General features: G+C 39.8%; 20 protein-coding genes. 16 read left to right on the top strand and 4 right to left on the bottom strand.

All coding sequences use genetic code 11. From position 1 onward, the window contains the following. Window positions 1-55 precede the first annotated feature (55 nt). The 3 genes from BANVL01_RS27895 to BANVL01_RS21805 form a co-directional block, all read right to left on the bottom strand. The gene (locus tag BANVL01_RS27895) at window positions 56-259 is read right to left on the bottom strand and encodes a hypothetical protein (RefSeq protein WP_066093656.1); all 204 of its coding nucleotides are present in this window, start codon (window positions 257-259) and stop codon (window positions 56-58) included. After that, window positions 256-771 carry a YcxB family protein gene (locus tag BANVL01_RS21815; protein ID WP_066093653.1) on the bottom strand — a complete coding sequence of 172 codons (516 nt, stop codon included), beginning with the start codon at window positions 769-771 and terminating at the stop codon, window positions 256-258. The genes BANVL01_RS27895 and BANVL01_RS21815 overlap by 4 nt, the downstream gene beginning before the upstream one ends. A gap of 586 nt (window positions 772-1,357) precedes the next feature. Then, a complete protein-coding gene (locus tag BANVL01_RS21805; protein ID WP_066093646.1) occupies window positions 1,358-2,416 on the bottom strand; it encodes a sensor domain-containing diguanylate cyclase in 1,059 nt (352 codons plus the stop codon). 221 nt (window positions 2,417-2,637) lie between these two features. On the opposite strand from BANVL01_RS21805, the gene BANVL01_RS21800 reads away from it, so the two are divergent. Beyond that, window positions 2,638-3,372 (top strand): LytR/AlgR family response regulator transcription factor, encoded by a 735-nt coding sequence (locus tag BANVL01_RS21800; protein WP_082805097.1) that lies wholly within the window; start codon window positions 2,638-2,640, stop codon window positions 3,370-3,372. Window positions 3,373-3,395: 23 nt separating this feature from the next. Here BANVL01_RS21800 and BANVL01_RS26970 read toward each other — a convergent pair whose 3' ends face one another. Beyond that, the gene (locus BANVL01_RS26970) at window positions 3,396-3,560 is read right to left on the bottom strand and encodes an aspartyl-phosphate phosphatase Spo0E family protein (protein ID WP_082805096.1); all 165 of its coding nucleotides are present in this window, start codon (window positions 3,558-3,560) and stop codon (window positions 3,396-3,398) included. A 150-nt stretch (window positions 3,561-3,710) separates the two neighbouring features. On the opposite strand from BANVL01_RS26970, the gene BANVL01_RS21795 reads away from it, so the two are divergent. The 15 genes from BANVL01_RS21795 to BANVL01_RS21725 all read left to right on the top strand — a co-directional run bounded on the left by BANVL01_RS21795 (window position 3,711) and on the right by BANVL01_RS21725 (window position 20,788). Beyond that, window positions 3,711-5,696, top strand: coding sequence for a hybrid sensor histidine kinase/response regulator (locus BANVL01_RS21795; protein ID WP_066093640.1), 1,986 nt, complete (start codon window positions 3,711-3,713; stop codon window positions 5,694-5,696). 781 nt (window positions 5,697-6,477) lie between these two features. Further along, entirely contained in the window at window positions 6,478-6,807 is a 330-nt protein-coding gene (locus BANVL01_RS21790; RefSeq protein WP_066093637.1) for a hypothetical protein, read from the top strand. A gap of 85 nt (window positions 6,808-6,892) precedes the next feature. Next, a complete protein-coding gene (locus tag BANVL01_RS21785; protein ID WP_066093634.1) occupies window positions 6,893-7,699 on the top strand; it encodes an EAL domain-containing protein in 807 nt (268 codons plus the stop codon). A 47-nt stretch (window positions 7,700-7,746) separates the two neighbouring features. Beyond that, entirely contained in the window at window positions 7,747-8,478 is a 732-nt protein-coding gene (locus tag BANVL01_RS21780) for a LytR/AlgR family response regulator transcription factor (protein WP_066093631.1), read from the top strand. A gap of 301 nt (window positions 8,479-8,779) precedes the next feature. Next, complete coding sequence (locus BANVL01_RS21775) at window positions 8,780-9,529, top strand: YveK family protein (protein WP_066093627.1); 750 nt, start codon at window positions 8,780-8,782, stop codon at window positions 9,527-9,529. Continuing rightward, a complete protein-coding gene (locus BANVL01_RS21770) occupies window positions 9,519-10,223 on the top strand; it encodes a CpsD/CapB family tyrosine-protein kinase (RefSeq protein WP_066093624.1) in 705 nt (234 codons plus the stop codon). Before BANVL01_RS21775 ends, BANVL01_RS21770 begins: the two co-directional genes overlap by 11 nt. A gap of 99 nt (window positions 10,224-10,322) precedes the next feature. Beyond that, window positions 10,323-11,090 carry a tyrosine-protein phosphatase gene (locus BANVL01_RS21765; protein WP_066093621.1) on the top strand — a complete coding sequence of 256 codons (768 nt, stop codon included), beginning with the start codon at window positions 10,323-10,325 and terminating at the stop codon, window positions 11,088-11,090. A 412-nt stretch (window positions 11,091-11,502) separates the two neighbouring features. Next, complete coding sequence (locus BANVL01_RS21760; protein WP_066093618.1) at window positions 11,503-13,329, top strand: polysaccharide biosynthesis protein; 1,827 nt, start codon at window positions 11,503-11,505, stop codon at window positions 13,327-13,329. Window positions 13,330-13,390: 61 nt separating this feature from the next. Beyond that, window positions 13,391-14,311 (top strand): UTP--glucose-1-phosphate uridylyltransferase GalU, encoded by a 921-nt coding sequence (gene galU, locus BANVL01_RS21755; RefSeq protein ID WP_066093617.1) that lies wholly within the window; start codon window positions 13,391-13,393, stop codon window positions 14,309-14,311. 223 nt (window positions 14,312-14,534) lie between these two features. Continuing rightward, window positions 14,535-15,761, top strand: a complete 1,227-nt coding sequence (locus BANVL01_RS21750) for a DegT/DnrJ/EryC1/StrS family aminotransferase (RefSeq protein WP_066093614.1) — start codon at window positions 14,535-14,537, stop codon at window positions 15,759-15,761. A gap of 10 nt (window positions 15,762-15,771) precedes the next feature. After that, window positions 15,772-16,380, top strand: a complete 609-nt coding sequence (locus tag BANVL01_RS21745) for a sugar transferase (protein WP_066093611.1) — start codon at window positions 15,772-15,774, stop codon at window positions 16,378-16,380. Between the two features lie 46 nt (window positions 16,381-16,426). Further along, complete coding sequence (locus BANVL01_RS21740; RefSeq protein WP_066148068.1) at window positions 16,427-16,966, top strand: GNAT family N-acetyltransferase; 540 nt, start codon at window positions 16,427-16,429, stop codon at window positions 16,964-16,966. 4 nt (window positions 16,967-16,970) lie between these two features. Next, a complete protein-coding gene (locus BANVL01_RS21735) occupies window positions 16,971-18,167 on the top strand; it encodes an ATP-grasp domain-containing protein (protein WP_218010683.1) in 1,197 nt (398 codons plus the stop codon). A 47-nt stretch (window positions 18,168-18,214) separates the two neighbouring features. Then, window positions 18,215-19,456: a glycosyltransferase family 4 protein gene (locus BANVL01_RS21730; RefSeq protein WP_066093606.1), complete on the top strand. Its 1,242-nt coding sequence runs from the start codon at window positions 18,215-18,217 to the stop codon at window positions 19,454-19,456. Window positions 19,457-19,468: 12 nt separating this feature from the next. Next, window positions 19,469-20,788 carry a nucleotide sugar dehydrogenase gene (locus BANVL01_RS21725; protein WP_066093603.1) on the top strand — a complete coding sequence of 440 codons (1,320 nt, stop codon included), beginning with the start codon at window positions 19,469-19,471 and terminating at the stop codon, window positions 20,786-20,788. Window positions 20,789-20,999 lie beyond the last annotated feature (211 nt).

The following is a 20,999-nucleotide window of genomic DNA, read 5'->3' as shown; positions in this document are numbered from 1 at the left end:
AGCGTGGAAAGAAGTCACTGCATCTTCTTCTCGCAAACCCCTTTAAAATATATTTTTATTGCGTATCCGGCCATTGTGCCGGATATTTTTTTGTAGGGATATTTTGTAAGCGGTGAAAATACTTGTCATAATCCCCCTCAACTATTAAAAAAAGCCAGCCCCCGCACTTTGGGGACTGGCCTAGGTAATTGTTATTTTGCTTTACCGCCCGGGTGCCTGACACCAACCCAACCGTTTCGTTTGCTGCTGCACATGTCAATTTGTTTTTATTTTCCCCAAGAGGTAATCCCTTACCTCGGCAACATTCGCCAACTCCCGTTTTGGCAGGATATAGGCACTGACGGCACTGTTATACAGATAGAAGGTGTCACTGCTTTCCTTGAACTCGTAGATACCGGACCAGTTTACTTTTGTTTCACCGGTAGAATTGGAATCGACGATGCCTTCCTCGGACAGCCGCATCGTGTGATCGCCCAACAATCCCTCATTTTTCCCTTCCTTAATCATCTTCCTCGTCCCCCGGGCAACATGTCTGTAGAAATACTTCGGGTAAAAGATAAACCAGAGAATACTAACAATAATAAAAGGTACTAACATCCACAAAAATGGGACATCATCGATAGTGGAAAACAGATAGGCCGCCGCAATAAAGAAAATCGGCATTAAGATCCGCTGAATATTCAGTGTCCGCATAGCGGCTTGAGAATTTTTAACGTGATATAAATTGAAGTTTAAATAATCATCTTCGGTTAAATGGTAGTTAATCTCCATTGAAACACCCCTCACATCTCTTTAAAAAAAGATACCATTTTTGGCTGTGAATTTACATCTATTTCTGGAAAATTTGCTTAGCTTTTTCTCTAGTAAACTTAGTTTGTGGCAAAAACAGCAGCATCTTGCTTCTTCAAAATGAAGATTTTGGGTCTACCACTTCGATTCGCTAATAAAACTTCAAATTCGCTAATAAATGATGGGAATTCGCTAATAACCTCGAAAAATTCGCTAATAAAACCTAGAGAGTGGGTAATTACCGATTGATAGTTTGCCCTTAGCAAGTAGAATCGACCACTTTTCGAGAATATCGACCGTGTTTTAGAAGTTACCGGCGACTTTTGCCAAAATACCGGTCACTTTCTGCAAGTTACCGGCGACTTTCACCAAAATACCGGTCACATTCAACAAAAACCCGGTGCCATTCAACAAAATTCAGGTAACATTCAACAAAAACCCGGTGCCATTCAACAAAATCCAGGCGACATTCAACAAAATATCAGTCCCATTCAACAAAATCCCATTCCCTTCCCCAAAACAAAAAATACAACTGCAATCAAGCAGTTGTATGGTAAAAATAATGCACTTAACGAGCCGAATCGCCGTCACCGCCCACAACCCTAAGCTCGTCCGCAGCCACCACTGCTCCCCGAACCCCATCGGAATAAAACCGATAAACATCCCGCCCCGCGGCTTTCGCCTCATATAGGGCGTGGTCGGCGGCTGTTATTAAAGCCGATTGCGAGGTGCCATCGTCCGGGTAGAGGCTGATTCCAATTGAACAGGTGGTTGCAAACGAATGGTCTTGAATCGACCAGTTCACACGCAGCTCGGCCAATAACCGATCCGCTAAACTCGCAATCTCCTCATCAGAAGACGGCTCTGCATAGATAATCGCGAATTCATCACCGCCAAGGCGAAACAAAGAAGCGGTCTGAGGCAGCAGGCCTTGAATCCGGCCGACAAATTGCTGGAGGAGCTCATCGCCAACATCGTGGCCCATCGTATCGTTGACTGATTTAAAGCGATCACAGTCGAGATAGAGCAAGGCGAAGCGCAGGTTATCGTCCTTTGCCGTCTCGATTGTTGCCGCTAAGCGCAAATAGAAAGAGCGGCGATTGTCGGCACCTGTTAACGGATCATAGAAGGCGAGTTCCCTTAACTTTTGCTCATATTGCATTTTTTCAGAGATGTCGCGTGTAATCGCAGCGAAGCCGTTAACCGTACCGGCGGCATCCCTTAAGGGCGAAACCGAGACCTCGACATCAAGGAGAGAGCCGTCTTTTCGTAAAAAGGAAGCTTCCCAGTGGTTAATCGATTTGCCGGAAAGCAAGGTATCCCTCATCCGCAGTTCCTCTTCGTGCAATTCGGCGGGGATAATCGGCAGTGGTTTCCCGAGTAACTCCATTTTCGTCCAGCCATACATTTGTTCAAAGGCGGGATTGATATAGAGAAGCAATCCGTCCACCGTTGTGATATTAATCGCATCTGATGTATAGGAAAAGAAGGATGACAGCTGCTCCGTTGTAGCTTGAAGAGAAGTTTTCAGCTGGTCCGTTTTCTTTTGAAAAAATCTTCCTAGTAAAAAGGTAATCACCAAAAGGATAAAGATGATAAACAGATAATAATAATGAAATACGTACATGATGGGCCAGGTTCCTCCTGTGAATTGTCAGGTAATTGAGTCTATTGTAGGCACCATTTTACAATTTTGCAAGATGATGGGCTCAAAAAGGCGATAATCGGGGCTGAAGGGGGATGGATCGCTATGTCTTATGTCCTGCAGCAGCTAATTTTCAACGCTTTCATAGTAGTAATTAATCATTTACAATATAGACATGAGTTTATTTTTGTCTAAAGGAAGGAATGGCAGGTATGTGTCCAATAAGGGTGATAGTAGCCGACAATCATCAAGAATCCATAGACATCATGAAACGCGTACTTACAAGTTTACCAGAGTTTCAATTAATCGGACAGTGTGTGAATGGGGAGCAGCTCGCTTGGGAGGTCATTGTCAAGAAGCCGGACCTCGTGCTTACCGCGATTAAACTAGCAAAGAAAAATGGCCTTGAGGCGATGAAGGAGTGTCTTGCTTTTTTGCCGTCGCTTAAAGTGATCTTTATTACCGGTTATGATGAATATGCGATTGAGGCTTTTTCCATGGCTGCCGTTGATTACCTTGTCAAGCCGGTGGAGGAGGGGCGTTTAGGGCAAGCGTTGGAGAAAGCGAAGAACATCATCGAGTTTGAACGGGAGAAAATCGGAAACGGTCCGACGCAGCAGCAAAAAATTCTCCAGTTGAGGGACCAAACTGCGACCCTGTTTATTCCGCTCGATGAAATCCTCTTTATCGAAAAGGCGGGGAAGAAGTGCCTTGTTTATACGAAAAAGGAGATCTATGATACGCCCGAAACCATGGCGCGAATCCTACCTCGTCTCGATGATTCCTTTTTCCATGGACACCGTTCCTATATCATTAATTTAGAAAAGATTTCGCAAATCATTCCGCAAAAGGAAAGCTTTATCGTTCATTTTAAGGACTATGACCAATTGGCGAAAATCTCGAAGTTAAAAATGAATGAAATCAAAAAACTGATCTAGCTGACACCTTAACGCGCTCATCTTCACGAGAATCGTTGCTGGTTTTGCTCAAGTGCCATTAATAAGTTTAATAATTCGTCTAACTGTTGACTGCATTCAATTGTTCTTGCTGAAGTTGGTCCATACTGCTCGGCCAATTCAAACAGTTCATTTCGATAGCTTTCAATCAACATTAATAAGTAGGTCATTTGCGGCCGCTCCTTTTATTAGATAGGTATATAATACCATTCACTAAACTGTTTTTATAGTAAAAGTTGTAAAATGCGGGAATTCATGGTTTAAAGGGAGAGAAGTTGGCATGTACAATCCCTGCCTGTGGGAAAAAGGAGAGAGTTTAGATGTTTGCTTCAAATTCGTACCAACCTATCTTTGCTGCCGTATCGATCCTGATTGCCTTGATTGCATCGTTTGCCACGCTGCTGCTGCTCCTCAAATACAGACAACGGCTAAAGGATGTAGAGTTCGATTTAATCAACACGATTCGCCGCCAGCAAGGAATGACGTTAAAGTATGTCAAACAGGGAGATCATTACATTCATACGTTGATGGAAGGTCAATTACTTGAAAAAATGGGTCTTACCTCAGAGATGGTTACGGGGAAAAATCTCCATCAATTTTATTCGAAACAGGATGCCGATCGGATTGAGCAGGCTTATTCAAGGGCCTGGAATGGCGAAATCAGCGCTTATGAAGCCCAACTAAACGGGGTGGATTATTTTGTCACGTTAAGTCCAGTGAAGCAAAAGGGCAAAGTCGTCGAGGTCATCGGTTCGGGTGTGGACATTACCGAGCGAAAACGGACTGAGCAAATTCACAAGGAGTCGCTGGCGTTAAAAGGGGCGCTGATTAATAGTTTGGAGATTGGCATGGTTGTGATGGATGATGACAGGAAAATCATCGCAATCAATCACAGGTGCTGCCAATTGTTTCAAATAGACATGCCGATTGAGAAGATTGTTGGCAAGGATTTTTTTGAACTGCTGCAAATCTATTTTCAAAATCATCAGCTGGACAAGCATATTATTAACGATATCCTAGCGAATAAACAGCCGGTAGTAGATGAAGTAAACCGATTTGAAGGACGAATCTTTAAAAGGAGCTATTTTCCCTTTTATATCGATGATGAACTGAAGGGGCATATTTGGGCGCTTGAAGATATTAGCGATCGCCGGGCGATGGAGAGGGGCATCATCGAAACAAAGGAAGAAGCGGTCAAGGCCAATCAGGCGAAATCGGAGTTTTTGTCGCGGATGAGTCATGAGCTCCGGACGCCGTTAAATGCGATCCTTGGCTTTTCGCAATTGCTGGAGTTAGAGGAGACGCTAACTGCGAAGCAGCGGCAGTTTGTCGATCAAATCGGAAAAGGCGGCACTCATCTATTGACATTGATTAATGACGTCCTAGATTCAGCGGCGATCGAAGCAGGCAAGATGAAAATGGAAACGGCGGCCATTAGCATCAGTACCGTTATTGATGAATGTGTTCGCTTTATCTCCCTGCTAGCCGCTAATAAAGGGGTCCGCATCCTAATCGAGCAAACCGCCGCGGATGATTGCTACGTTGTCGCAGATCGGTTTAGGCTGCAACAAGTATTCTTGAACCTGCTGGATAATGCGATTAAATATAACCGGGAAAATGGTACGGTGGCGATTCACTGGGATGTGAAGGATGATTTCCTTTTCGTCCATATTGTTGATAGCGGCGGAGGAATTCCCTTATCCGAGCAAGGACAGATCTTTGAACCGTTTTACCGAAGCGGTCATCAGCAAATCGAAGGAACAGGGATTGGCCTTTCGCTTGTCCGCCAATTGATTCAATTAATGGGGGGCACCGTCACTGTCGAAAGCCGGATGGGGGTGGGAAGTGACTTTTGCATCAGCCTGCCGCTCGTGAACGCTCCGGGAGCAAGCGTCCTGCCACAGCTTGAAAAAAAGGCGCCGGTCCAGCTCCAAGACAACGAGTTTACGATTTTGTATATTGAGGACAATTTGTCGAACTTGCAATTAGTCAAAGAGATTCTCGGCACGATTCCAGGGATTGGCTTCCTTTCTGCTGTGACCGGCACTGAGGGAATCGAGCTGGCCGTGGTGCAGCGGCCGGATTTAATCCTTTTAGACATCAACCTTCCTGATCTCAATGGCTGTGAAGTGTTTGAGCGGATTAAAGCGAATCCTGCCTGCGAACGAACGCCAGTCATTGCAGTAAGTGCCAATGCCATCCAAGATGAAATCAATCGGGTACTGGCGAAAGGATTTACCGAATATATCTGTAAGCCGATTGATATTCCAGCCTTTTTAAGTGTAGTTGCCAAACATTTACGATAATCGCCGCCGCCAGATTTCCTGGCGGCTCTTTCTTTCTGTAAAAGAGCGCGTCCGGTCAATAAGAGAGTTTCATAAAGCCCGTGCAGCAGGAAATAGAGCGCAAACGGTCGATATAAAGGATCCGTTTTAAAAAGGAGTGCCGAAATGACAGTCGTATCGGCATAAATAAGAGAAGATTTTCCGGTTAAATGCAGATTGGAGCTCATTTCTGGGTAAATAAGGGGAGATTTTCCGATTATGCCAAGAAAAATCCCCCATTTTCGAGTTTTTCGTGTCGATAAGCGGAATCTCTCCGTCTATTTAAGCCTTTTTTAATAATAATTACTCATTAAGCGGAATTTTTCCGTCTATTTATCAGATCGGGTACTAAGCCTGGTCCCTTAAACGATAAGTGCGGACCCTCTTAAATCCTAGATGCGAGAAGCAGCTTTTTATCACCCAACATATAAAGATTAATAAAATTAGTACTCAAAACGGTCTGCAAAAAGAGCGCACTCGGTGGATAAGACCGCCCGCCCGTGACCATCGACCTAATCGAATTTCTGCAAATGTTGCGAAATGTCACATTTCATGTCGTATTCTGTCATTATTTTGAGTTATAAGGCCCATTTGCCTGTCTGTTATGCCCCGCCGCGGTTAGACACTTAAGTAATTTATGGCTATATTTGGAATGTACAGGGAATTAAGGTAGTAATATCCTAGGTATTCCCGACGCCAATTAGAGGGATGAGCACGATTTCTATGGTTGCCAAGGTCCTTGTTAAGATGGAGGGGAATTATCGTGATCCAAAAGGCTGTTACTGTCTTGCTATCGTTGGGTGTCATATGGATGGTTCTGTATGGGGAAGCCTGGCTGAAGAAAGAAGTGGTGGATGCGGTTGAAATCGTGGAAGAGATCGAAGCTGATATTCTAGTTAAGTATAAAGCGCCATCGGAAGAAAATGGAGTAGAACCGGCGGCAGAGGGTAAGCTAAAGGTTGCATCTGCAGCTGGGAATGCAAAGAAGGGCACTGATTCCAATCTAGAAGGAAGTGCCGAGCATAACCGAATTATTGTCACGGTTGAAACGTTTTGGGACTATTTTGAAACAAGAATCAAGCATGCAAACTGAACGACTTAAACAAGGATGACAAATCCTTTATGATAAAAAGCTACTATAATTGTTAAAATTCTCTTTTAGAAATGGCGGGTTGGTTATGAGCGTGGGTCATATCAGTGATGTTCTCCTTCAAAAAATGGAACATGTTTATCAGCCAATGTGGAATGTAGACGCCATGAGTATTTTTGGTTATGAAGCGTTGCTGCGGTTTCCGGGCGGCTATGGCGGTGGCAATATTGAGCAGATCTTTGCTGCGGCTCGAGCGGAAGGGACGTTATACGAGCTTGATACGCGATCATTCGCTCAGGCGATCAGCCGGTTTCCGTTAAAAAAGCCAGCGGAGGGGCTGCTGTTTCTCAATCTTTATCCGTCAACATTGCTCCATCCTCACTTTCCTTTTTTCATGAATCAGTTAGTAAAAAAATTTCCGTACGTTCGCGGGCGGGTCATCATTGAATTAAATGAAACGATAGAAGAAGAATCCTGCTGGTCTCTTCCTGAATATAAGAAAAGAATCTCATTGATTAAAGACCTCGGCATGAAGATCGCACTTGATGATGTCGGCAAAGGGGCAACGGGATTAGAAAAAATGATTGAGTTCTCCCCGGATTACATTAAGCTGGACCGCTACTTTTCCATCGGACTATCAACGTCGCCGGAAAAACAGCAAATCATTTCACTATTACTTCAATATGCACAGTACAAAATGGGCGTGATCTTAGAAGGAATTGAAGAGGATGCCGATTTAGCTGCGGCCATCAATATTGATGTGCCGATTATTCAGGGCTACCTGTTAGGCAAACCGGAAAAACTAACCGCCCAGACAGTCTTTCGAAAGTATCAGCTCCCACTCGAAACCCAACGTACTGCTCCTTCATTTTGTCCCGAAATTAGTGTAAAATAATCGGGATGCAGCGGCATCAAAACTAGAGAGTAAAAGTGAGTGGTGTCATGAAGAATCTGAAGGTGATGATAGCGGATGATGACTTTTCATCGAAAAGACTGCTAGACCACTATATTCAGTTATTCCCTGGATATGTGCTGGCAGGGGAGGCGTCTAGCGGTGAAGAGCTGATGGAGCTTGTCAGGAAGCAGCAGCCGGATATTGTGTTAGTAGATATTAATATGCCGGGAATCAATGGCATTGAGGCAGCACAGCTGTGTAAGGAAATGGTTCCTTCGCTTCAGGTAATCTTTACGACGGGGTATGATGGGTTTGCGGTTGAGGCGTTTAATCTCTCAGCGGTGGACTATATTGTGAAACCAATCGAGAAGGTCCGGCTGCTAATTGCCTTAGAAAAGGCCAAGATTGGTCTGCGATTACACAAGCGATTGGAAGCGAAGCAGGGGGCCTCCGCCCATAATAAACTTGCTATAAGATCGAATCAAGCGTTTGTTTATCTTGCGATGGAAGATATCGTTTATGTCGAGAAAGAAGGAAGAAAGTCGATCATCCATTTGGAAGCGGAGCAGGTGGAGTCCTCCGATTCCCTTCAGGATATCGCCAAACGCCTGCCGAACTACTTTTATCGAACCCACCGCTCGTACGTCGTGAATCTGAGAAAAATCGTCAAGATTGAAGCGTTCGGTGAAACCTATCTAGCCCATTTTGCCAATTCGGAAAAGACCGCCCATATTTCCAAATTACAAATTCAAGCAGTCCACCGGTTAATCGGGAAATGAGTTTGTTTTCATGAGGTGAGAAACCTCTTTTTTTTTAGTTTGAAGGATTTACTTGTAAAAATTCGGAAATGAGTAATGAGGCGGGGAGCCTACTCTATTTAGGTCTTTCGTTCGGCTTGCTAACTTGCCAGTTCCTTGGCAAATATGTGAAATTTTTACCATTTTTTAATTTTCCCTTCAAATATCTTACAAAAGAGTGTTTAATAGAGTAAGTGCTATTTAATTTGACAAATTACAGTAAAAGCTGACAAATTGTGATATAATACTCTATGTTTTGTAGTGATAAAATTAGGAGGCCGAAATGGAAGAGACTATTAGTTTAAAAGAGCTGCTTGAGACCTTAAAAAAACGATTACTTCTAATCGTGTCGATAACTTTAATAGCTGCCATTGTAAGTGGTGTGGTTAGTTACTTTTTATTGACCCCGATATACCAAGCTTCTACACAAATTCTCGTCAACCAACAGAAAAATGAACAAAGTGTTTATAGCCCAAGTGAGGTACAAACAAACCTTCAATTGATTAATACCTATAATGTAATTATCACAAGCCCGGCGATTTTAGATATCGTCGTGAGCGAGCTTGATTTAAAAATGACGGCTTCACAGTTGAAAGGAAAGATTACCGTTGGCAGCGAAAAGGATTCACAGGTTGTCAACTTGTCTGTTCAGGACCCGGATAAATTAGTGGCAGCGCAGATTGCCAACAAAACGGCAGAAGTGTTTCAAAAGGAAATCCCGAAGATCATGAAGGTCGATAATGTCAGTATTTTAGCGAAAGCGGATATTTCAGAAAATCCGGCGCCGATTAAACCAAGACCGTTATTAAATGTGGCGATTGCGATTGTCGTCGGGTTAATGGCAGCGGTCGGCCTTGCGTTCTTGCTGGAGTATTTCAATAACACGATAAAAAACGAGCAAGATGTTGAAAAAATCTTAGGTTTGCCGATTCTAGGGGTTATTGCCACGATTGATGACCAGCAAATCGAAGAATTGAAATTGAAGCGGGCGGCGCGAAAATCAACGTTAAGAGGTGAGACCCTTGGCTCGTAAGCAAAAGAAGACACAAACAAGTAAAGACCCAAGCCGAAAGCTGATTACAGCAATTGCACCAAAGTCGCCGATTTCGGAGCAATACCGGACGATTCGGACGAATATCCAATATTCAGCGATTGATGAAGAAATCAGAGTGATTATGGTGACATCATCAGGACCAGGAGAAGGAAAATCAACGACAGCAGCTAACCTGGCAGTAACCTTCGCTCAGCTTGGAAAAAAAGTACTATTGGTCGATGCCGATCTACGGAAGCCAACGGTTCATCATACATTTGGTGAGGATAACCGCTTTGGGTTTACTACCGTGTTAACGAAGCAAAAGACGCTCGAAAAAACGGTTGTAGAAACAGAAGAGCAGGATCTATATGTGTTAACGAGCGGACCCGTGCCGCCGAATCCAGCCGAGCTGTTAAGCTCAAAATCAATGCAGCAATTTATCGAAGACGCGAAGGCGCAATTTGATTATGTCATCTTGGATACACCGCCGTTATTAGCGGTAGCGGATCCGCAAATTTTGGCAAATCAGTGTGATGGTTCGATTCTCGTTGTCTATAGTGAGAAGACAGAAATTGACCAAGCAAAAAAAGCAAAAGAATTGCTTGAAAATGCTCACAGCAAGCTCTTAGGTGTCGTGTTGAACCATAAAGAAATTAAGAATAATGATTATTACTATTATTATGGTGTTAAATAACGAGTTTCGACAAATTGTGACAAAATACTCCCCTTTACTAGGACTTTCGACCGTGTTAACCTTAATTAGATAATAGTTCATTGGAAAGGGGTGTGGCTTATGATTGATTTGCATTGTCACATATTGCCGGGCGTTGACGACGGGGCACAGGATTTGTCGGAGAGTCTGGAAATGGCGAAGAAAGCAGTCGAGCAAGGAATTCACACGATTGTCGCCACGCCGCATCATTTGAATAATCAGTATGAAAATCCAAAGCAAGCTATTCTTACAGGCGTCGAAGCGTTGAACTTAGCATTACAACAAGAAAAGATAGATTTGAAGATTTTAGCCGGCCAGGAAACACGGATTCATGGAGAAATGGCCGAAGCCTATGAAGCAGGAGATATCCTTGCGGTTAATGGTACGCAATATGTACTGGTTGAGTTCTCGTCGAGTCATGTACCGAGGTACACGGAGAAGTTGTTTTATGAAATGCAGCTAAAAGGGCTTGTGCCGGTGATTGTTCATCCGGAGCGGAACCAGCAAATCATCGAGCAGCCAGACCTTCTTTATCAGTTTGTGAAAAAGGGAGCATTATCGCAGGTGACGGCGGCGAGTGTTTGTGGTGATTTTGGGAAGAAGATTAAGAGTTTTACCCTCCAGTTGATTGAGGCGAATCTTACTCATTTTATTGCTTCGGATGCTCATAATACGGGGAATCGGACGTTTAAGATGAGAGAGGCATTCGATGTTATTCAGGCGAAGTATGGGAATGAGATGGTTTATTTATTTCAGGAAAATGCGGCGCTGGTGGTTGAGGGCAGTCATGTTTATAAGGAAGTGCCGGAGCGGGTTAGGAAGAAGAAGAAAATTTTTGGGATTTTTTAATGAATGAGAACGGATCTTCATGATTTTTAACGTAATGTCCACTGAAGCCCTGTAAACTGTCCTTTCGGTCATGTTGGACGGGAAGTTGTTATTTAACCCACTAAGTCGATAAGAATACATTAATTATAAATTATTCAGGCAGTAACTGCCTGTGCGGCAATGCTTCCCTGTCCGTTATCCATGGGGGCACTCGATCATGCTGTGGGGCCTTTTCGGCCCTTAGGCGCAGGTCGCCAGAAGGATGATGTGAGGTCGGGTTAAATGCCCACTTAAAAACAAATTAACAATAATAAATATCTAATGAAAGAATAAGTGGCAGGCACTTGCATTTTCATTAGGTATTTATTTTTTTGACCAGATACTGTTTAGTTAGACGAAATATAGATTAAAAAATAAAAGGGGGAATGATGGAGTGGCATACAGAACTCGGCTGGTAACATTAGGGTTATTAGATTCTTTTCTTGTATTAATGGCATTATATCTTAGTTATTATCCATTACATCCATCGATTATCATTGAGACGAAGCTGGTTATGATCATAAGTGGGATAACTCTTGTGGTCTGTCATCATATTTTTGCTAGCTATTACCGGCTTTATAACAAGGCGTGGGAATACGCGAGTGTAGGGGAGTTACTGGCGATTGTGAAGGCCGTAACATTCGCAGTGTTGACAACTGCGGTTATTCAATACCTAGTCCACTTTGAGATATACGTTAGAGCGTTATTAACAACGTGGATGCTGTATGTATTATCGATTGGCGGTACGCGATTTGTCTGGCGAATGGTTCGCGATACGTATTTAAAGGGAGATACCTCGAAAAAGAGGACGCTTATTATTGGTGCGGGTGCTGCCGGAGTCATGGTGGCCCGGCAATTACAAAAAAGTGCGGATGCGGAGCTAGAGCCAATCGCCTTCATCGATGATGACCCGAAGAAATACAAGCTGCAGATTTTAAATATCCCGATGTTTGGAGATTCGAGTCAGATTCAAGATGCGGTAACGAAACTATGTATCGACAATATCGTGATTGCCATCCCGTCCTTAAAGCAAAATGAATTAAAGCGGATTTTTGATGAATGTGCAAAAACAACAGCTAAGACACAAATCATGCCGATGCTCGAAGATTTAATGACCGGAAAAGTGTCCGTTAATCACTTTCGCGATGTTCAGGTGGAGGATTTATTAGGCCGGGAACCGGTGGAGTTAGATATAGCAGGCATTTCAGAACGGGTGTCAGGAAAAACCGTGTTGGTTACGGGTGCGGGCGGTTCAATTGGATCGGAAATCTGCCGGCAGATTTGCAAATTTAATCCTAGTAAAATCGTTTTAGTGGGTCATGGAGAGAACAGTATTTATTTGATTGATATGGAGCTCCGTAGGGAATATCAGGGCCGAATTGAAATTGTTCCTGTGATTGGGGATATTCAAGATCGGGCAAGGATTTTTGATGTGATGGATGAGCACAGGCCGTTTGTTGTTTACCACGCGGCGGCGCATAAGCATGTTCCTCTTATGGAATATAATCCGAGGGAAGCTGTTAAGAATAATATTTATGGTACTAGGAATGTTGCTGAGGCGGCTGACACCTTTGGTGTTCATACTTTTGTGATGATATCCTCGGATAAGGCTGTGAATCCGCCGAATGTGATGGGCGCGACAAAGCGGTTTGCGGAGATGATTATTCAGAGTTTGGCGCAGAATAGTGACACAAAGTTTGTTGCGGTTCGGTTTGGGAATGTACTTGGGAGCCGTGGCAGTGTGATTCCGTTGTTTAAGAAGCAGATTCAGGCGGGCGGGCCTGTGACGGTGACAGATCCTGAGATGACACGTTACTTTATGACAATTCCAGAAGCCTCACGGCTTGTGATTCAGGCGGGGTCCCTTGCTCGTGGTGGAGAAATATTTGTGCTCGATATGGGGGAGCCGGTTAAGATAGTGGATTTGGCGAAAAATCTTATTAAACTTTCTGGTTATTCTATAGAAGAAATCGGGATTAAGTACACAGGACTTCGTCCTGGGGAGAAGATGTACGAGGAACTTCTTAATGAGAATGAGGTGCATCCGGAGCATGTGTTCCCGAAGATTCATATTGGGAAGGCGAAGGTTATTCGGGCGGAGGAGTTGGGCCGATTAATTGGTAGTTTGTTAGATATGAGTGAGATGGAGATGCATGATACTTTGATTGCGGTGGCTAATAATAAGTATGAACGGCGAACTGCATTAGCTGCTGTTAAATAAAATATTGATTAATAAATTCAAACCTCTTGGTTTGATTTCGAATAGTAAAGGTGGATTTTTCATGAAACGAGTACGGAAAGCAATAATACCGGCTGCAGGATTGGGAACAAGATTCCTTCCAGCGACGAAGGCAATGCCCAAAGAGATGTTACCAATCGTTGATAAACCAACGATTCAATATATTGTTGAAGAAGCAGTGGCTTCGGGGATTGAAGATATTATTATTGTGACTGGTAAAGGGAAACGAGCGATTGAAGATCATTTTGATATTGCGCATGAACTTGAGCAAAACCTGATTGAAAAAGGCAAGTTGGATATTTTGGACAAGGTTCGCTATGCGACGAATCTTGCTGACATACATTATATACGGCAGAAAGAGCCCAAAGGTTTAGGGCATGCGGTTTGGTGTGCACGTAATTTTATTGGCGATGAGCCGTTTGCGGTTCTTCTTGGTGATGATATTGTGCAAAGTGAGACTCCGTGTTTAAAACAACTTATTAATGTATATGAAGAAACACATTCATCTGTTATTGGTGTTCAGACTGTTCCTGATGATGAGACGCATCGGTATGGGATTGTGGAACCTTCAGTTCAAGAAGGACGTCGCTACCAAGTTAATAATTTTGTGGAAAAGCCAAAGCCAGGGACTGCACCTTCTAATTTGGCGATTATGGGACGGTATATTCTTACGCCTGAGATTTTTATGTATTTGGAGCAGCAGGAGACTGGTGCTGGTGGGGAGATTCAGTTGACGGATGCGATTCAGAAGTTGAATCAGATTCAGCGGGTTTTTGCTTATGATTTTGAGGGTAAGCGATATGATGTTGGGGAGAAGATTGGGTTTGTGAAGACTACGATTGAGTTTGCACTACAGCATGAGGATCTCAGAGATGATATTTTAAATTATTTGAGAGATGTAGTAAGTAGCAACGATGATTCTCTATTTAATGATGTTAGTGAAGTTCAATTAAGTTTGAAGTAGGGTTGTATATTGTCTTTAGTTGGTTGAGAATATCCTTTTACTAACCAACTAAAGGTTTGCACTCAGGTTACTAATTTAATAATATTTAATGATATTCTTTTGACTTTGGTGGATTACTAGTTAGTTGGATAAGAAAAAATTTTAATCAATCTAAGTATTAAGTGACTAAAGAAGAATTAATATTTGTATAAACTAATACCTAGGTAAAGTGAGGAAAATAAAAATGCTTGATACCAAAGTAAGGAACATTCCTTTCTCTCCTCCTGATATTACGGAAGAAGAAATTGAAGAAGTCATAAAGGCGTTGAAGTCTGGCTGGATTACTACAGGACCAAGAACAAAAGAGTTTGAAAAGAAAATTGCTGAATATGTAGGTGTAAACAAAGCAGTATGTCTTAATTCTGCAACCGCAGCTATGGAACTAACCCTCCGTATTTTAGGGGTAGGACCTGGTGATGAAGTAATTACTTCAGCATATACCTATACAGCATCCGCTTCGGTTATCGATCATGTTGGGGCTAAAATAGTTCTAGTTGATACAGCACCAGGTTCTTTCGAGATGGATTATACGAAACTTGCAAATGCGATTACAGAGAAGACAAAGGTAATTATTCCTGTTGATATAGCAGGTAAGATGTGTAATTACGATCTTATATATGAAATAGTAGAAAGCAAACGCGAGCTATTTAAGGCTAATAATGGACTCCAAGCGTTGTTTAATAGAGTAATTGTATTGACTGATGCTGCACATGCTTTCGGGGCTGAAAGAATTGAGTTGAAATGTGGACAAGTTGCAGATTTCACTTGTTTTTCATTCCATGCAGTTAAGAATTTGACTACAGCTGAAGGTGGAGCGGTTGTTTGGGGCAGTGGTTTAGGGTTGGATGATGAATGGCTTTATAAACAATATATGCTTTATAGTTTACATGGCCAGTCAAAAGATGCCTTGGCTAAAACCCAAAAAGGCGCTTGGGAATATGACATTGTCTATCCTGCTTACAAGTGCAATATGACTGATATTATGGCTGGGATTGGTTTAATACAATTAGAAAGATACAAAGGTCTATTGAATAGACGGAAAGAAATTATTGAGATGTATGATAGGGCGCTATTGCCATTAGGTATTCAAAGTTTGAAGCATTATGGTGAGGAGTTTGCCTCATCAGGGCATCTTTATTTAGCAAGGATACCTGGGATTGGGGAAACTGAGAGAAATGAAATAATTGTTAAGATGGCTGAAGCTGGAGTTGCTTGCAACGTCCATTATAAGCCATTGCCTATGTTTACGGCTTATAAGAATTTAGGATTTGATATTAAGGATTATGCGAATGCTTATAAGCAATATGTTAATGAAATCACGCTTCCCCTTCATACTTTGTTAAGTAATGATGATGTGGAATATATTGTAGATTGTTTAAAGGCTGTTATCGGTCAAAAGGAATGGGTGTGAATTCAAAAAAATGTACAAAAAATATTTAAAAAGGTTATTTGATATTGTATTTTCTCTTGCCCTATTGCCATTTCTACTTCCGGTAATAGCTATTTGTGTATTATTTATAAAAATAGAAGATAAGGGTCCAGTTTTCTATCTTGGGAAAAGGCTTGGAAAAGATCAAAAGCCATTTAAAATGTATAAATTAAGATCAATGAAAGTTAATGCACCAGATATAAGAAATGAGGATGGATCTACATTTAATTCAGAAGATGATCCTAGGTTAACAAAGGTTGGTAAGTTTATAAGAAAAACTAGCTTAGATGAGTTACCACAGATAATAAATGTACTTATCGGAGATATGAGTTTTATAGGACCTAGACCCGATTTACTTGAAGCATTAGATTTTTATAATGAAGAGGAAATTCATAAGTTAGATGTTAGGCCGGGTATTACAGGTTATAATCAAGCCTATTTTAGGAACTCGATAGCACAAAGTGAAAAATTTAGAAACGATATTTTTTATGTGAATAATATATCGGCTATTTTAGATATTAGAATAATTATCGCTACTATAATAAATGTTATTAGAAGAAAAAACATAAATATAAAGAATGAAGAAATTTTTAAAAATTAAAGGTTTGTTTCTGCTCATAAGTTGAGCTTATGGAAGGATGAGGGTATTGATTATTGGTGAACGAGTGACTTTAAGGGCCTTAAAAAGAGAGGATTCTCAGCAGATTCTGGAGTGGGTAAATAACCCTAAATTAAAATATTTAACAGGGACAGTATATCCAGTATCGGAAGTTGAACATGAAAAATGGTTTGAAAATAAATTAAATGAAAAGGTAAATAAAATTTTTGGTATAGAAGAGTGCAACACTAAAAGTTTAATTGGAGTAATTGGACTAAATAATACGGATTTAATCAACCGGAATACAGAATTATATATTTATTTAGGTGCTGAGAGTCATTGGGGTAAAGGTTTAGGGACCGACGCTGTAAGAACATTAATTCGATTTGTTTTTGAGGAACTAAATTTGCATAGAGTATCATTAGTTGTGTTTTCCTATAATAAAAGAGCTGTTAGTGCATATGAAAAGGTTGGATTTGTTTCTGAAGGGATTATGCGAGAAAGTCTTTTTAAAGATGGGAAATATCATGATAAGATCCTAATGGCTCTTATAAATGATAAAGAGAAATCTCTTTTACTAGGAGAGTGATTATATGAAAGTAGAACAAAAACGAATCATGATAATTGGAGCGGGAATACTGCAAGTACCTGCTATTGTTAAAGCTAAGGAAATGGGCTTGAAAGTAATTGCTATTGATATGGATCCTAATGCCCCAGGATTTAAATTATCCGATGAATCTATACAATTAAGTACAATAGATATTGAGAATTCCTTAAAAAAAGCATTGGAAATAAAACCAGATGCAGTAATGACTTTAGCTAGTGATATGCCTATTAGAACTGTTGCTGCAATAGGTGAAAAGTGTAATTTACAGACTATTTCTTTTGAAACAGCTTTGGATGCTACTGATAAAGGTAAAATGCGTAAAAAACTTAAAAAAATGAATGTGCCAGTCCCCAACTTCTTTATTGTTTCAAGTTTGGAGCAATATCTAAAAGTTACAAAACATTTTATGGGGAAATTTATTGTTAAGCCAGCTGATAATTCAGGGAGCAGAGGAATCGTCTTGGTTGAGGATATAAATAATATAAATGAGGCATACTTGTATGCTAAAAAACATTCAAAGTCAGGCGAGGTTTTAGTGGAGGAATACTTGGTAGGACCGGAAGTAAGTGTAGAAACATTGACTATTAATGGAAAAACTCATGTGATTGCAATTACAGATAAGCTTACTACGGGTGCTCCTCATTTTGTAGAAATGGGACATTCAATTCCATCGCAGCATCCTACGAGAGTTCAAAATGAAATAAAAAATTTAGCATTAGCTGCTATAGAAGCAATTGGCATTGATGTTGGTCCATCTCATACGGAAATAATTGTAACTCCGGAAGGTCCAAAAATTGTTGAACTCGGTGCTAGATTAGGTGGGGATAATATTACAACTCACCTTGTTCCCTTAGCTACTGGAATTGATATGGTGGAATTTTCCATTCGGTTAGCACTTGGAGAAGATGTAAAACTACCTCAAATACAATCGAAGGGTGCAGCGATACGATATTTAAAAACAGACACAGGAATATTAAAGTCAGTTAATTATCCAAGTAGATTAAAACAGAAAAATGGTGTAAAAGAGATAGCCCTAACTAAAAATTTAGGAGATAGGATAACAAAGATAGGTAGTAGTAATGACAGGATTGGATATGTAATTACTCAAGGTTACTCCTCAAGAGAGGCTATAGAAATTTGTGAAGAAGCTTTAAATTTAATAGAAATAAAAATTATTAGTTAATAAAGCCCTTTTTTAGAAATAATTTGTTTCAGAAAGGAAGTAAAAACTTGAATATATGGATAGTTTCAGACGGTGAACCTTTACCAACTGATGAAGGTAATGTAAGACTAAGAAGGATGGGGTTACTTTCTGAAATATTATATCGAAACGGTAATGAGGTTCATTGGTTTAGTTCATCATTTCATCATTATAAGAAGAAACATAGAAGTAACAATGACAAAGACATAAAAATTAATAATAACTATACTATCCATTTGTTAAAAACAAAAGGATATAGAAAAAATGTTTCAATAGCTAGAATATCTCATCATAAAAAATTATCAAGAAAATTTTTGTTGAATACTAAGGCATATGAAAAACCAGATATTATAATCGCAACAATGGCACCGCTGGAAGTATCTAAAGCAGTAATACAATATGGCGAGTATAATAATGTTCCAGTAATAATAGATATAAGAGATTTGTGGCCTGAAATTTTTAATGAGGTTGTTCCTAGTTGGGGAAAAACTCTTATCAAACCATATATATGGCTATGTAAAAGTCAATTAAGAACCATAATAAGAAAATCCACCGGTATGATTGGGGTGACTCCTCAATTTCTAGATTATGGTTTAAATGTAGCAAGAATGAATAAAAGAGAATTTGATCAAGTATTTTATACTTCATATAAACCACGCGACATTTCAGGGCATTTAAATAACTTTAATAAACATTGGTCAAAGTTCGGTTTAAAAAGTACTGATTTCATTGTAATTTTTTTAGGAAACTTTGGTCGCCAGTTTGTTTTAGAACCAATTATAGAGGCTGCAGAAAAACTCAAGGAACAAAGAAATATAAAATTTGTTCTTTGTGGTGTTGGAGAGTCTTTGGATAAAATAAAAAGGATGTCTAGTAATTTAGAAAATGTGATATTACCCGGATGGATTGAAGAAGAACAGATTCTATCGTTATTATCTGCTTCATCAATTGGTATTGCTCCATATAGAAATAGTATAAATTTCACTAAAAATACACCAAATAAATTTGGAGAATATTTATCGGCATCAATTCCAGTGATTTTGGGAGTTAATGGGATTATGGAAGAGTTGGTTTCGGAGTATGAATGTGGCGATAATTATAAAGATTCAAATGAGTTAGTTACAATATTGGAAAGATTATTTTTGGATAGACAACAATTAATAGGTATGTCAGAAAATGCCTATAAACTTTATGAAGAAAAGTTTAATGCGGATAAAGTTTACTTAGAATTATCAAGGTATTTACAAGAGGTAACTAGTAAATCTAATTAGAGGGAGATTACCATGAGTGTTAATTTATATGAAAATTTAGTGCGAAATAAAGAAAAAATTTCAGTAATTGGTTTAGGGTATGTCGGACTACCATTGGCTATTGAGTTTGCAAAAAAGTTTGATGTTATTGGGTATGATGTAAATACTAGAAAAGTTGATAAATATTTATCTGGAATTGATGTTACAAATGAAGTTGGAAGTGAAGCTTTAGAAAACACTACGATGATTTTTACAAATGAAAAAGAGAAATTAAGAGATTGTAAATTCCATGTGGTTGCAGTACCTACACCTATAAATAGTGATAAAACACCTGACTTAGCACCAGTAATTGGAGCAAGTAAAACTGTAGGGAGAAACCTTACAAAAGGTTCTATAGTAGTTTATGAATCCACCGTATATCCCGGAACAACAGAAGAGGTGTGCATACCTATTCTTGAGGAAGAGTCTGGTTTGAAGTTTGGTGTAGATTTTAAAGTAGGCTATTCTCCAGAAAGGATTAATCCGGGGGATAAAGTGAACACACTGACCCAAATAACTAAGGTTGTGTCTGGCTCAGATGAGGACGCACTCGAAATCATATCAAAGATCTATGGCACCGTTATTGAAGCTGGAGTTCATAGAGCTGAGTCAATAAAAGTTGCTGAAGCATCAAAGGTAATAGAAAACTCTCAAAGAGACATTAATATAGCTTTTATGAATGAACTTTCAATGGTATTTAATAGAATGGATATCGATACAAAGGCAGTTTTAGAAGCAGCTGGAACTAAGTGGAACTTCCTTAAATTTACTCCTGGTTTAGTAGGAGGTCATTGTATAGGTGTAGATCCATATTATTTTACTTATAAAGCAGAACAATTGGGATATCATTCTCAAATTATTCTATCGGGTAGAAAGATTAATGATGATATGGGCGTATATGTTGCACAGAATATAATAAAAAATTTGATTAAAGCTGAACAACCGATAAAAGGTTCTCGAGTAGCAATATTAGGAATAACTTTTAAAGAAAACTGTTCTGATGTTAGAAATACAAAGGTAATAGACATAATTAAGGAGCTAGAAGAGTTTGGTGTAGAAGTAATTGTGCATGATCCAGTAGCAGATAAAGAAGATGTATGGGTAAATTATAGAATAAATCTAGTAGATAAAGAGGAATTAAAGAATTTGCATTGTGTAGTATTAGCAGTTAATCATAATGAATTTAGGGAAAACTACGACTTGGATTTTCTAGATGATGTTTTTTTAGATGATAAAAAAGTATTAGTAGATATTAAAGGATTATTAAATAAAAAGAAATGCGAAACAAATGGATATATATATTGGAGCCTATAAATGGAATCCATATAGTTTGTTTTGTTGAAAGGAAAAATTTCTTTTTCTTAAGCAGTTATTGAGAGTTTTTGGCTTTGAGGTTATAAAGTAATTTTATAGGTTTAATCGGTTAAGTTATTCTTTAACAAGAAAACAGATTTTTTAAGTGTATCAATTAATTGTAGATATGTGAGGTTATGTTTTGCTATTATGCAATCATTCTATGCCTTCT

The organism is Neobacillus novalis NBRC 102450, assembly GCF_001591805.1.
Taxonomy (GTDB): Bacteria; Bacillota; Bacilli; order Bacillales; family Cytobacillaceae; genus Neobacillus; species Neobacillus novalis.
Note: the sequence above shows the minus strand (reverse complement) of the source record. Positions and strands in the feature narration are given on the sequence as shown.